Below are 13,812 nucleotides of genomic sequence, written 5' to 3'. Positions count from 1 at the left end.
CAACTTGGCGCGGCCATCTGGCTAATGCCAGTCATTGAGCGCTATCAGGGCTGCCAGGCAGCCCCCTTCACCGGCAAGCCAGCTCCAACGGCGACCACGCAGTGCTTGAATGCTGCGTGGTACCTGAGGACCTGGCTTGCCGGCGATGGGGCCGACAAAAATGACAGCTGTTTCATCCAGCAATTGCAAATTCCTCTTATTCAAAAAACCTCAGCCTGCTAAGCTTGCACGCCGCTTTTTCGCCCACGCCCAGGATTTTGCATGTCCTTGTCGCTGTCCCGACTCTCCCCTTTGCTGCTGGCCCTCGCCCTCGCCGCCTGTGATGACGCCCCGCGTTTCACCCAGGCAGAGCCAGGCGAAGCGCTGTCAGGTGGCCAGGCGACTGTCCAGCGCAACGACCGCAATGCCTTTTCCCTGCCCTCGGCCAACCTGTCGCCCGAGCGGCGCCTGGACTTTGCCGTAGGCAACAGTTTCTTCCGCAACCCCTGGGTGATCGCCCCGTCCACCACCACTGCACGCGACGGCCTGGGGCCACTGTTCAACACCAACGCCTGCCAGAACTGCCACGTACGCGATGGCCGTGGCCATCCGCCAGAGCCTGGCGACAGCAACGCAGTGTCGATGCTCGTGCGCCTGTCGATCCCCGACCAGCCTTACCTGGCAAAAGAAATCGAGCGCCTGGGCGTGGTTCCAGAGCCGGTCTATGGCACCCAGTTGCAGGACATGGCCAACCCAGGCGTGGCCCCGGAAGGCAAGGTGCGCGTGACTTACGACCATCAGACGGTCACCTTCAGGGACGGCCACCAGGTCGAACTGCGTCGTCCTACCCTGCACATCACCCAGCTCGGCTATGGGCCGATGCACCCTGACACCCGGTTCTCGGCACGCGTGGCACCGCCCATGATCGGCCTGGGGCTGCTCGAAGCCATCCCGCAAGCTCAGATTCTGGCCAACGAAGACCCCGACGATCGCAACCGCGACGGTATTCGCGGCCGGGCCAACCGGGTGTGGGACGACGCCCTGGGCAAGACGGTGGTCGGCCGCTTTGGCTGGAAGGCCGGGCAGCCGAACGTCAACCAGCAGAACGTGCACGCCTTTGCGGGTGACATGGGTTTGACCAGCACCCTGCAGCCCCGGGACGACTGTACCCCGGCGCAGCGCGATTGCCTTGCAGCGCCCAATGGCGATGGCGCCAACGGTGAAAAAGAAGTCAGCGACAACATCCTGCGCCTGGTCACCTTTTACACCCGCAACCTGGGCGTGCCAGCCCGGCGCGACGTCGGCGCCCCGCAAGTGCTGGCCGGCAAGAACCTGTTCTACCAGGCCGGCTGCCAGGGTTGCCACACCCCGCAGTTCACCACGGCCGCCGACGCCAGCGAACCAGAGCTGGCCGGGCAAGTGATTCGCCCCTACAGCGACCTGCTGCTGCACGACATGGGCCCGGGCCTTGCCGACGACCGCACCGAATTTACCGCCAACGGCCAAGACTGGCGGACCCCACCCCTGTGGGGCATCGGCCTCAACCCAGTGGTCAGTGGCCACACCCAGTACCTGCATGACGGCCGCGCCCGCAACCTGCTCGAGGCCGTGCTCTGGCACGGCGGCGAAGCGCAGGCCGCACGCGATCATGTGTTGACCTTCAATGCCGAGCAGCGCGCTGCGTTGCTGGCTTTCCTGAACTCACTTTAAAAGCGCAAGGAGCCGGGCATGTTCCGACCCAAACTGTTGTTCACCAGCCTCGCCGCACTCGCTCTGGGCGCCTGCTCGCCGCAGGACCCGCAGGCCGTGGCTTCGGCCGCTATCGCCAAGCAGGTGATCCTGCCGACCTACAGCCGCTGGGTCGAAGCCGACCGCCAACTGGCCGCCAGTGCCTTGGCCTACTGCGAAGGCAAAGAAAGCCTGGACAGCGCTCGCGCCGACTTCCTCAACGCGCAAAAAGCCTGGGCCGAGTTGCAGCCACTGCTGGTCGGCCCGCTGGCCGAGGGCAACCGCGCCTGGCAGGTGCAGTTCTGGCCCGACAAGAAGAACCTGGTCGGTCGCCAGGTCGAGCAGTTGGTCAATGGCGACAAGCCGATCGACGCCCAGACCCTGGGCAAGTCCAGCGTCGTGGTCCGCGGCCTGTCGGCCTACGAATACATCCTGTTCGACAGCAAGCCGGATGTCGCCACCGCCGAACAGAAAGCCCGCTACTGCCCGCTGCTGGTCGCCATCGGTGAGCACCAGAAGGCCTTGGCCGAAGAGATCCTCAAAGGCTGGAACAGCACCGACGGCATGCTCTCGCAAATGACCAAGTTCCCCAACCAGCGCTATGCCGACTCGCACGAGGCGATCGCCGACCTGCTGCGTGCACAGGTGACTGCGCTGGATACCCTGAAGAAGAAGCTCGGTGCACCGATGGGTCGCCAGAGCAAAGGCATTGCGCAGCCCCTGCAGGCCGAAGCCTGGCGCAGCCACGCCTCGCTCAAAAGCCTGGAAGCCAGCCTCAAGGCCGCTCAGGCAGTCTGGGTCGGGGTCGACAACCAGGGCCTGCGCAGCTTGCTGGGCAGCGACCAGAAAGCCCTGGCGCAAAAGATCGACGACGCTTACGCTACTTCGCTCAAACTGCTGGCCGACAACCAGAAACCCCTGGGCGAGTTGCTGGCAGACGACGATGGCATGCAACGCCTCAACCAGATCTACGACAGCCTCAACGTCGTTCACCGCCTGCACGAAGGCGAACTGGCCAAGGCGTTGAACATCCAGCTGGGCTTCAATGCCAACGACGGTGACTGATCATGCTGCGACGCCAGGCACTCAAAATCGGTAGCGTTCTACTCAGCGCCCTGACCTTGGGGGGCTGGAGTCTGATGCGCAACAAAGGCAGCGATCCTTTGCTGCTGTCGGCGCGTGACGATGGCGACGGCAAGCACTATGCCGTCGGGTTCCGCCTGGACGGTACCCAGGTGTTCAGCACCCAGGTGGCCCAGCGCTGCCATGCCATCATCAACCATCCGCAACTGCCGATCGCCCTGTTCGTCGCGCGCCGCCCCGGCACCGAAAGCTACCTGATCGACCTGCGCGACGGGCGCTTGTTGCAGACCGTCTCGTCGCGCCCTGACCGGCACTTTTACGGCCACGCCGTGATTCATGAAAGCGGCGAATGGCTGTACGCCACCGAGAATGACACGACCGACCCCGGGCGTGGCCTGCTGGGCGTGTACCGTTTCGAAGGTGAACGCCTGGTCCATAGCGGCGAGATCCCCACCCACGGCATCGGCCCGCATGAAGTGGCATGGCTGCCAGATGGCGAGACGCTGATCGTGGCCAATGGCGGGATTCGTACCGAGGCCGAAAGCCGGGTCGAGATGAACCTCAACGCAATGGAGCCAAGCCTGGTATTGATGCAGCGCGACGGCACCTTGCTGAGCAAGGAAACGCTGGCCCAGCAAATGAACAGCGTGCGCCATCTGGCAGTGGGCAGTGATGGCACCATCGCCGCCTGCCAGCAGTTCATGGGCGATGCCGATGAAACCGCCGAGCTGCTGGCCATCAAGCGCCCGGGCGAGCCGTTCAAGGCGTTCCCGGTACCCGAGCACCAGCTGCAAGCCATGGCTCAGTACACGGCCAGCGTAGCGATCCACAGCGACCTGCGCCTGGTGGCGCTGACGGCGCCGCGGGCCAACCGCCTGTTCGTCTGGGACCTGGACAGTGGCGCGGTCAGGCTGGATGCGCCGATGCCGGACTGTGCCGGGGTCGGGGCGGTGAAGGATGGTTTCGTCGTCACTTCCGGGCAGGGACGTTGCCGGTACTATGATTGCCGCAAGCAGGAACCGATCGGCCAGCCGATGGATTTGCCCTCCGGGTTCTGGGACAACCACCTGCACCTGGCCTGATTCACCCAGGTTCGCGCGGCCCCGTCAGGCGCGGGGTCGCAAACCATTTCCCCGTCACTCAAAAAACAGTCAATACTTCTCCCATCCGCACGTGGGCAGGACTGCCCGTTGTCGTGTCAAAACCAATAACAACCTCGCATCCAAGGAAACGGACTTATGCTGCGCCGCCGCATGCTCATCATGTTGGCCGTCGTTCTGCTGATCGTGCTGGCCCTGGGGGGCTACAAGGCCTTCTCGATCTACCAGCAGATCCAGATGTTCACTGCCCCCAAGCCCCCCATCACCGTGGCGGCGGCCATGGCCGAGCAGCGCCAGTGGCAGCAGCGCCTGCCCGCCGTGGGCAGCCTCAAGGCCCTGCAGGGAGTCGAGCTGAGCCTTGAGGTGGAAGGCATCGTCCAATCCCTGCATTTCGACTCCGGCCAGAAGGTCAAGGCTGGGCAACTGCTGCTCAAGCTCAATGACGATCAGGAGACCGCACTGCTGGGCACTGCCCAGGCGGACCTGGGCCTGGCCAAAGTGGACTTCGGCCGCGGCAGCCAGCTGGTGGGCGATTCAGCCATCTCTCGGGGCGAATATGATCGCCTCACCGCCCAATACCGGCGCAACCAGGCGGTGGTCGACCAGCTCAAGGCCTCGAAAACCAAGAAAAGCATCAGCGCCCCGTTCAGCGGCACGATCGGCATCCGCCAAGTGGATGTCGGTGACTACCTGGCGGCGGGTTCTGTGATCGCTACCCTGCAGGACCTTTCCAGCCTGTACGTCGACTTCAACGTACCGGAGCAGGCACTGCCCCAACTGAGCCTGGGCCAGCAAGTACAGGTGCAGGTGGCCGCCTACCCTGGCCAGACCTTCTCTGCCAGCCTCAGCGCCATCAACCCCAAGGTCGATGAGAGCACGCGCAACCTGCTGGTGCGCGCGACCATGGCCAACCCGGATGGCAAGCTGCTGCCGGGCATGTTCGCCAACCTGCTGGTGCTCCTGCCTGACCCGCGCCCACAGATCGTGGTACCGGAAAGCGCCATTACCTACACGCTGTATGGCAATTCCGTGTATGTCGTCGCGCCCAAGAAAGACAAGGACGGTAACCCCGAGCGCGACGATAGCGGCCAGCCGCGGCTCAGCGCCGAACAACGCAGTGTGCAGACCGGCGAGCGGCGCGACGGCGTGGTGGTGATCAGCAAAGGGCTCGCCGCGGGCGAACAGGTGGTCACCGCCGGGCAGCTCAAACTGAGCCCTGGCGCGGCCATCCGTATCGGCCAGGACGCAGCCCTCGATCCCCAACAAGGCGCCCCGCGCGCGGACTGACCAGGAGGCAGGCATGGCGTTCACCGACCCGTTCATCCGCCGCCCGGTGCTGGCCAGCGTGGTCAGCCTGCTGATCCTGCTGTTGGGTTTTCAGGCTTGGAACACGCTGCAGATCCGCCAGTACCCGCAAATGGAAAATGCCCTGATCACGGTGACCACGGCCTACCCCGGCGCCAACGCAGAGACCATTCAGGGCTACATCACCCAACCGCTGCAGCAGAGCCTGGCCAGCGCCGAGGGCATCGACTACATGACCTCGGTGAGCCGGCAAAACTTCTCGATCATCTCCATCTATGCGCGTATCGGTGCCGACAGCGACCGCCTGTTCACCGAGTTGCTGGCCAAGGCCAACGAAGTGCGCAACCAGTTGCCGCAAGACGCAGAAGACCCGGTACTGAGCAAAGAAGCCGCAGATGCCTCGGCCCTGATGTACATCAGCTTCTACAGCAAGGAAATGAGCAACCCGCAGATCACCGACTACCTGTCACGGGTCATCCAGCCGAAACTTGCAACCTTGCCGGGCATGGCCGAGGCCGAAATCCTCGGCAACCAGGTGTTCGCCATGCGCATCTGGATCGACCCGGTCAAGCTGGCAGCCTTCGGCCTTGCCGCCACTGACGTGACCAGCGCCGTACGCCGCTACAACTTTCTCGCCGCCGCGGGTGAGGTGAAGGGCGAATACGTGGTCACCAGCATCAACGCCAACACCGAACTGAAGTCGGCCGAGGCTTTCGCCGCATTGCCGCTCAAGACCTCAGGCGACAGCCGGGTCTTGCTCGGTGATGTGGCACGGGTGGAGATGGGAGCGGAAAATTACGACACGGTCAGCTCGTTCGATGGCACGCCTTCGGTGTACATCGGCATCAAGGCCACCCCGGCCGCCAACCCGCTGGAGGTGATCAAGGAAGTACGCCGCATCATGCCGGAGCTGGAAAGCCAGTTGCCGTCCACGCTCAAGGGGTCGATTGCCTATGACGCCACGCTGTTCATCCAGGCCTCGATCGACGAAGTGGTCAAGACCCTTGGCGAAGCGGTGCTGATCGTCATCGTGGTGGTGTTTTTGTTCCTCGGCGCACTGCGCTCGGTACTGATCCCGGTGGTGACCATCCCACTGTCGATGATCGGGGTGTTGTTTTTCATGCAGATGATGGGCTATTCGCTCAACCTGCTGACCCTGCTGGCAATGGTATTGGCCATCGGCCTGGTGGTGGACGATGCCATCGTCGTGGTGGAAAACATCCACCGGCACATGGAGGAAGGCAAGTCACCGCTGGACGCGGCGCTGGAGGGTGCGCGGGAAATCGCCATGCCAGTGGTGTCGATGACCATCACCCTGGCCGCAGTGTATGCACCGATCGGCTTCCTGACCGGGCTCACCGGTGCCTTGTTCAAGGAGTTCGCCCTGACCCTGGCTGGGGCGGTGATCATCTCCGGTGTCGTCGCCCTGACCCTGTCGCCGATGATGTGTGCCTTGCTGCTGCGTCGGGAACAGAATGCCAGCGGCCTGGCCAATCGCCTTGACGTGCTGTTCGAGCGAATCAAGGGCCGTTATCAGCGCCTGCTGCACACCACGCTGGACAGCCGCCCGGTGGTGCTGGTGTTCGCGGTGATCATCCTGTGCCTGATCCCGGTGCTGCTCAAGTTCACCCAGAACGAACTGGCACCGAACGAGGATCAGGGGGTGATCTTCATGATCAGTAGCTCACCACAACCGGCCAACCTCGACTACCTCAATGCCTACACTGACCAGTTCACCCCACTGTTCAAAGCCTTCCCCGAATACTACTCGTCGTTCCAGATCAACGGCTTCAACGGTGTGCAGAGCGGCATCGGTGGTTTTCTGCTCAAACCCTGGAACGAGCGCGACCGCACGCAGATGGAGTTGCTGCCCCTGGTACAGGCCAAACTCGACAACATCAGCGGCCTGCAGATCTTCGGTTTCAATCTGCCGTCACTGCCTGGGACCGGCGAGGGCCTGCCGTTCCAGTTCGTCATCAATACCGCTGGCGATTACCAGACGCTGCTGGAGGTCGCTCAACGGATCAAGGAACGCGCCCAGGCATCGGGCAAATTTGCCTTCCTCGACATCGACCTGGCGTTCGACAAGCCCGAGGTGGTAGTCGACATCGACCGTGCCAAGGCTGCGCAGATGGGGGTATCCATGGACGTCCTTGGTGGCACGTTGGCGACCTTGCTGGGCGAGGGGGAAATCAACCGGTTCACCCTCGAAGGCCGCAGCTATAAAGTCATCGCCCAGGTCGAACGCCCCTACCGCGACAATCCCGGCTGGCTTAACAACTACTACGTCAAGAACGACCAGGGCCAACTGCTGCCACTGTCGACCTTGATCACCCTGAGTGACCGGGCGCGTCCGCGCCAGCTCAACCAGTTCCAGCAATTGAATTCGGCGATCATCCAGGGTGTGCCGTTGGTCAGCATCGGCGAAGCCTTGCAGACGGTACGGGACATTGCTGCCGAGCAGGCGCCGGAAGGGTTCTCCTTCGACTATGCAGGTGCAGCACGCCAGTACATACAGGAAGGCAGCGCGCTGTGGGTGACCTTCGGCCTGGCCCTGGCGATCATCTTCCTGGTGCTGGCGGCGCAGTTTGAAAGCTTCCGCGACCCACTGGTGATTCTGGTGACGGTACCGCTGTCGATCTGCGGGGCGCTGTTGCCGCTGTTCCTGGGTATCTCCAGCATGAACATCTACACCCAGGTCGGGCTGGTGACACTGATCGGCCTGATCAGCAAGCACGGTATCCTGATCGTCGAATTCGCCAACCAGTTGCGCGAGGAAAAGGGCCTGAGCGCAAGGGAGGCGATCGAGGAAGCTGCGGCCATTCGCCTACGCCCGGTGCTGATGACCACCGCGGCGATGGTATTTGGCATGGTGCCGCTGATTCTGGCGACGGGCGCCGGGGCCGTGAGCCGCTTCGACATTGGTACTGTGATTGCGACGGGGATGTCGATCGGGACGTTGTTTACCTTGTTCGTGCTGCCGGCTATCTACACCCTGCTGGCGCACAAGTCTGCGGTCAAACAACCTGTGGTCGCCTGACCGGGGCAACGCAGAAAAGCAAAGGCCCCGCACTAGCGAGGCCTGCGATGCTCGAACCTGGCTCAGCCTGCCGGCCGCAAGCCCTGCCGAAGCCCGAACAGAAACAACAGCAGATCCTGGTCCGGCTGGGCATGGACCTGCTGTTTCACTGCCTGCGGCAACGGGCATTGTTCTGCCAGTTCAGCCTTGCTGAACACCTTGGGCCGCGGCTCTTCCCAGGCAGCAACCGCCACCGTGGTAACAGCCAGGCCGGCTATCAGAAACAAAGCTCGAGCGATTTCTAGTTTCATTACCCTAACCCTTTGACAGCGCTGCCAAACGCCATCTCGTAAAAGTAGAGCAAGGATTGCCATTCCGCGTCATTGAGCGACGAATGGCGGCGCAGCTGGCGCAGATCATTGGCCGCTGCGCGCTGGCAGCTGATGCGGCGGCGGCACTTCTCCAGATCGAGCAGCGCCACTTCAACGCGGCTTTGTTCACCCTCGCCGATCACCTTGACGAACACGTGCTTGCCGTACAGGCAACCATGTTGCCAATGGCCCAGGTGCATGCGGGCCAGGTTGTCGGCCAACTCTTTGAGCATGCGCTCATGCACCACGTGCGGGTAACGCTCGCGGGCACCTTGGGCATGCCAGGCATCGAGCTCGATGAAACCATCGAGCGCCTCGCTCACCAGCAGCGCACGCCATTGATGGTCAGCATCGCGCTCGGCTCCGCAAAACACGATACGCGGCACACGCACGCCCAGCTGTTCGAAGCTGTTCAGCGCGTCAAGCTCACGCAGCACCGTCGGCCTGCCGAACGGGTGCAGCAGGCTGCGGTAGATGTGCCCGACCTGGCGCTTGGCATACAGCAAGTTGCCATCGGCATCGTTAAGGCGTTGCACGCCACTTTCACCACCACGGCGCTGGTTCGGTTCCTCGACCCATTCGCCTTGCTGACGCCAGTAATAATCGAAGCGGGATTCCCCGCTTTGGGCTACAGCCATCAAACACTACCCCTTACGCAATACATAGACCCGCCACATGGCATAGAACGGCAGGAAATCCAGGCGTTCCTGGATTCTGAAACCGGCGGCTTTGAATTCTTCTTCGACTGTCTCTGCCGGTAACACGAAACGGTTCTGGTAGCTGCCCGGCTCGGCGTTGGCACTGCGCTTGTGCTCGAGCTTCTGCCGCCGCCAGGCCTTGAAGTTTCCATCCACCCACAATGACAGGATTACGCTGTCGCGGCTAACCCTTTGAAACTCCGACAAAATCGCTTTCCTGTGGGCCGCCTCGCCGATGTGGTGAAACAAGCGCATGCAGAAAATGCTATCGACCGAGTTGTCCGGCAAGTCGGTGGCGAACGCTGATGTTTGCAAAGGCCGTACCCGCGCCACCACCTCTGGCGGTTGTGCCGCACAGGCTGTCTCGATCATTGCTTCGGAATTGTCGGCACCGATGATCACCCTGTTGGGTTTTTCGGCCAGCAGCGGCCAGAAACGGCCCGCGCCGCAAGGCAAGTCCAGCACCAACCCCGGCTCTCCGGCCAGCGCCAAGGCGCGACGGGCCAATTGCTCGTCGCGCTTATGGGAAAGGCGACGTGCCAGACCATCTTGGTGCTTTAAAAAGTACTCCCGGGCATGTTGCTGGTCGTACTTCTTGGAAAACTCGAGTTTGATAGGGCTACGCATTGGGCATCTCCTGGCTCCATTGCACGCACCTTAAGTAACACTGCGTAGGAAACAGGTCATTCCAATGTGAAAAAAGTGTTATCCCTAAAGGAATATAGCCCAGCGATTCACTCGCAAGGCTTCAGCGGATCGGACTTCTCAGCGCTCTGGCTCAAGTCCACCTGAAAGCGGCAGCCATGGGGTGCGGTTGAGGTCAGCGTAACGTGCCATCCCTGATCGTCGCAGATCCGCTGGACCAGCGATAAGCCAAGGCCCAGACCCTCACCGCGCCGTTCATCACCCCGCACGAAGGGTTTGAACATCGCTTCACGCTGCTCCTCCGGAATGCCGACACCGCTGTCTTCGACGCTGAACCCGTTGGCTTCAAGGCTCAGGCGAATGTAGCCACTGTCGGTGTAGTGCGCCGCGTTGCGCAAGAGGTTGCCCATCACCGACTGCAGGAACGTCGCGTTGTACAGCAGCGGGCCGGCACTGACGCGGCCATCGAAGTACAGCGTCAGCCCCTTCTGCTCGATGGTGTCGCGCCACACGCCGATCAAATCGTCGGCCACTTCGCGCAGCGTCGCTTGGGAGGCCACGGCACCCTGGTCGCGCTGGGCACGGGCGAGCATCAGGAAAGTTTTGACCAACTCACGCATTTCTTCGGTGGCACGGGCGATGCGCTCGACCTGGCTGCGTGAACGGCTGTCCAGATTGGGGTTTTCGATCAGCAGCTCACAGGAAGTGGCCAGAACCATCAGTGGCGTGCGCAATTCATGGCTAACGTCGCTAGTGAACAGACGTTCGCGTGTCAGTGCATCGCGTAAACGACCAAGCGTATCGTCGAAGGCCGCGGCCAGCTGGCCGACTTCATCGGCGGCGTAGTCAGGCGCCAGGGGCGGTGCCAGGCCAAGCAGTTGATCACGATGGCGCACTTGCCGCGCCAGGCGGATCACCGGTGCCATTACACGCCGCGCCAGCAGCCAGCCGAGGAACACTGCCAGGACCAGGCTGAGCACGAAGCCCACCACGACGACAGCGAACAGCACCCGTTCGCGCTCTTCGAAATCGCTCTGATCCTGCAGCAGTACATAACGTCGGCCGTCTACGATTTCCACCATTGCGTGGTAGGAAAGCTGGTCGCGGAATACCTCATGAAAGCCTGCATCAAGGTGGCGCAAGTCTTTCGGCAGCTCGAAGTCATCTCGCCCACCGCTGAAGTAGAACAGCTGGTCGGGGCGCGGCCGATGGCTCCAGTCACTGATGCTGTCCATGCGCAGCAGGCGCTGCAAGTCGCCGCCCAGCACCGAGGAGATCAAGCGTTCTTCAACCAGATGCACCGTGGCGACGATACCGAAGGCGAACGCCCCCGCCACCAGCGCGCTCATCAGCGCGAACGCGATGATGATGCGCTGCGCCAGGCTTTGCTTAAACTCCATCGCGACCCTCGGCCAGGCGATAGCCGACGCCATGGACGGTATGCAGCAACGGCTTTTCGAAGGGTTTGTCGATCACTTGCCGCAGTTGGTGTACGTGGCTGCGCAAGCTGTCGCTGTCGGGGCAATCATCACCCCACAACGCCTCTTCCAGTACCTCACGGCGCAACACGTGGGGGCTTTTCTGCATCAGCACCGCGAGCAGCTTGAGGCCGACAGGGTTGAGCTTGAGCAAGCGCCCTTGGCGCGTGACTTCGAGGGTATCAAGGTCGTAGCTCAGGTCGGCAACCTGCAAGGTGCGTCGCCCGCCGCCCTGGGCGCGGCGCAGCACGGCTTCGATGCGCGCGGCGAGCTCGGACAGGGCGAACGGTTTGAGCAGGTAATCGTCGGCGCCGGAGCGGAAGCCCTGCAGGCGGTCATCGAGCTGGTCGCGGGCGGTCAGCATGATCACCGGCGTATCGCGACGGGCATCCTCGCGCAGGCGCTTGCACAGGGTGTAACCGTCGATACCAGGTAGCATGATATCGAGCACGATCAGGTCGTAGTGCTCGGTGGCTGCAAGGTGCAGACCTGACAGGCCGTCCTGGGCGCAGTCGACGGTGTAGCCCTTCATGCCCAGATAATCAGCCAGGTTGGCAAGGATATCGCGGTTGTCTTCAACCAAAAGAATTCGCATCGGGTTCTCCTGTGCGGCGCTTCGCTGTGGTGCGCGGCAGGCGCAGCTTAAGGCCATCGACCGGGCAGTGCCAGTGCTGGTGCATATTCAGCGAAGTTGCCGCAAACGAAAAAGCCCCGATTCTCACGAACCGGGGCTTTTCCTGTTACAGGGGTAAGGCTGGCTTACATCATGCCGCCCATACCGCCCATGCCGCCCATGTCTGGCATGCCGCCAGCTGGCTTGTCTTCCGGCAGGTCGGCAACCATGGCTTCGGTGGTGATCATCAGACCGCCGATCGAAGCAGCTGCTTGCAGGGCCGAACGGGTGACCTTGGCTGGGTCAAGGATACCCATCTCGATCATGTCGCCGTATTCGCCGGTAGCAGCGTTGTAGCCGTAGTTACCCGAACCTTGCTTGACCTTGTCGGCCACAACGCTTGGCTCGTCGCCGGCGTTGGCAGTGATCTGGCGCAGCGGCGCTTCAACAGCGCGACGCAGCAGAGCGATACCGACGTTCTGGTCTTCGTTGTCGCCTTTGAGGTCGACAATGGCAGCCAGGGCGCGAACCAGGGCAACACCACCGCCAGGCACCACGCCTTCTTCGACGGCTGCACGGGTAGCGTGCAGGGCGTCTTCAACGCGGGCTTTCTTCTCTTTCATTTCAACTTCGGTGCCAGCACCGACCTTGATCACGGCAACACCGCCAGCCAGCTTGGCCAGACGCTCTTGCAGCTTCTCACGGTCGTAGTCCGAAGACGTTTCCTCGATCTGGGCACGGATCTGCTTGACGCGTGCTTCGATGTCGCCGTCAACGCCAGCACCGTCGATGATGGTGGTGTTTTCCTTGGACAGGATGACGCGCTTGGCGTTACCCAGGTGCTCCAGGGTGGTGGTTTCCAGGGTCAGGCCGATTTCTTCGGAAATGACCTGGCCGCCGGTCAGGACGGCGATGTCCTGCAGCATGGCCTTGCGGCGGTCGCCGAAGCCAGGTGCCTTGACTGCGGCAACCTTGACGATACCGCGCATGTTGTTGACGACCAGGGTAGCCAGGGCTTCGCCTTCGACGTCTTCAGCAACGATCAGCAGTGGGCGGCCGGCCTTGGCAACGGCTTCCAGCACTGGCAGCAGCTCACGGATGTTGGAGATTTTCTTGTCGACCAGCAGCAGCAGCGGGCTTTCCAGCTCGGCAACCATGGTGTCTGGCTTGTTGACGAAGTATGGCGACAGGTAGCCACGGTCGAACTGCATGCCTTCTACGACGGACAGTTCGTTTTCCAGGCCCGAGCCTTCTTCAACGGTGATCACGCCTTCTTTGCCGACTTTTTCCATGGCTTCGGCGATGATTTCACCGATGGAGTTGTCGGAGTTGGCGGAGATGGTGCCTACCTGAGCGATGGCCTTGGAGTCGGCGCATGGCTTGGACAGGTTTTTCAGCTCGGCGACGACTGCAGCGGTAGCCTTGTCGATACCGCGCTTGAGGTCCATCGGGTTCATGCCGGCAGCGACGGCCTTCAGGCCTTCGTTGACGATGGCCTGAGCCAGAACGGTCGCAGTGGTGGTGCCGTCACCGGCAGCATCGTTGGCCTTGGAAGCGACTTCCTTGACCAGCTGGGCGCCCATGTTCTCGAAAGCGTCTTTGAGCTCGATCTCTTTGGCGACGGAAACGCCGTCCTTGGTGATGGTCGGCGCGCCGAAGCTCTTGGCCAGGACGACGTTGCGGCCTTTCGGGCCCAGGGTCGCTTTTACCGCGTCAGCCAGAACGTTGACACCAACGAGCATTTTTTTACGGGCGGAATCGCCGAATTTTACGTCTTTAGCAGCCATGATCGT

The 13,812-nt window shown here is 62.2% G+C and carries 11 protein-coding genes; 5 read left to right on the top strand and 6 right to left on the bottom strand.

The features are described 5' to 3' along the window. The first annotated feature begins 261 nt into the window (after positions 1–261). The 5 genes from ACIPZC_RS14575 to ACIPZC_RS14555 all read left to right on the top strand — a co-directional run bounded on the left by ACIPZC_RS14575 (position 262) and on the right by ACIPZC_RS14555 (position 8,235). Positions 262–1,689, top strand: coding sequence for a di-heme oxidoredictase family protein (locus ACIPZC_RS14575; RefSeq protein ID WP_400627661.1), 1,428 nt, complete (start codon positions 262–264; stop codon positions 1,687–1,689). Positions 1,690–1,707: 18 nt separating this feature from the next. Beyond that, on the top strand, positions 1,708–2,772 hold the full coding sequence (locus tag ACIPZC_RS14570; RefSeq protein WP_241804747.1) for an imelysin family protein: 1,065 nt from the start codon (positions 1,708–1,710) through the stop codon (positions 2,770–2,772). 2 nt (positions 2,773–2,774) lie between these two features. Further along, positions 2,775–3,872 carry a DUF1513 domain-containing protein gene (locus ACIPZC_RS14565; protein WP_400627659.1) on the top strand — a complete coding sequence of 366 codons (1,098 nt, stop codon included), beginning with the start codon at positions 2,775–2,777 and terminating at the stop codon, positions 3,870–3,872. A gap of 156 nt (positions 3,873–4,028) precedes the next feature. Next, positions 4,029–5,177, top strand: a complete 1,149-nt coding sequence (locus ACIPZC_RS14560; protein WP_400627657.1) for an efflux RND transporter periplasmic adaptor subunit — start codon at positions 4,029–4,031, stop codon at positions 5,175–5,177. A gap of 13 nt (positions 5,178–5,190) precedes the next feature. Continuing rightward, positions 5,191–8,235, top strand: coding sequence for a multidrug efflux RND transporter permease subunit (locus ACIPZC_RS14555; RefSeq protein ID WP_400627655.1), 3,045 nt, complete (start codon positions 5,191–5,193; stop codon positions 8,233–8,235). A gap of 62 nt (positions 8,236–8,297) precedes the next feature. Here the strand turns inward: ACIPZC_RS14555 and ACIPZC_RS14550 are convergent, their stop codons facing one another. The 6 genes from ACIPZC_RS14550 to groL all read right to left on the bottom strand — a co-directional run bounded on the left by ACIPZC_RS14550 (position 8,298) and on the right by groL (position 13,806). Next, positions 8,298–8,525 carry a hypothetical protein gene (locus ACIPZC_RS14550; protein WP_400627653.1) on the bottom strand — a complete coding sequence of 76 codons (228 nt, stop codon included), beginning with the start codon at positions 8,523–8,525 and terminating at the stop codon, positions 8,298–8,300. Further along, the gene (locus ACIPZC_RS14545; RefSeq protein WP_241804742.1) at positions 8,525–9,223 is read right to left on the bottom strand and encodes a lipopolysaccharide kinase InaA family protein; all 699 of its coding nucleotides are present in this window, start codon (positions 9,221–9,223) and stop codon (positions 8,525–8,527) included. The genes ACIPZC_RS14550 and ACIPZC_RS14545 overlap by 1 nt, the downstream gene beginning before the upstream one ends. 6 nt (positions 9,224–9,229) lie before the next feature. Beyond that, a complete protein-coding gene (locus ACIPZC_RS14540; RefSeq protein WP_400627651.1) occupies positions 9,230–9,910 on the bottom strand; it encodes a class I SAM-dependent methyltransferase in 681 nt (226 codons plus the stop codon). A 107-nt stretch (positions 9,911–10,017) separates the two neighbouring features. Next, positions 10,018–11,328 (bottom strand): HAMP domain-containing sensor histidine kinase, encoded by a 1,311-nt coding sequence (locus tag ACIPZC_RS14535; RefSeq protein WP_241804740.1) that lies wholly within the window; start codon positions 11,326–11,328, stop codon positions 10,018–10,020. Beyond that, positions 11,318–12,001, bottom strand: a complete 684-nt coding sequence (gene colR, locus ACIPZC_RS14530) for a two-component system response regulator ColR (RefSeq protein WP_003255215.1) — start codon at positions 11,999–12,001, stop codon at positions 11,318–11,320. The genes ACIPZC_RS14535 and colR overlap by 11 nt, the downstream gene beginning before the upstream one ends. 164 nt (positions 12,002–12,165) lie before the next feature. Continuing rightward, complete coding sequence (groL, locus tag ACIPZC_RS14525) at positions 12,166–13,806, bottom strand: chaperonin GroEL (RefSeq protein ID WP_241804739.1); 1,641 nt, start codon at positions 13,804–13,806, stop codon at positions 12,166–12,168. Positions 13,807–13,812: the final 6 nt, after the last annotated feature.

Source organism: Pseudomonas sp. NPDC089743, assembly GCF_044748785.1.
Lineage (GTDB): Bacteria > Pseudomonadota > Gammaproteobacteria > Pseudomonadales > Pseudomonadaceae > Aquipseudomonas > Aquipseudomonas putida_X.
This window is presented reverse-complemented; position numbering and strand designations above follow the sequence as displayed.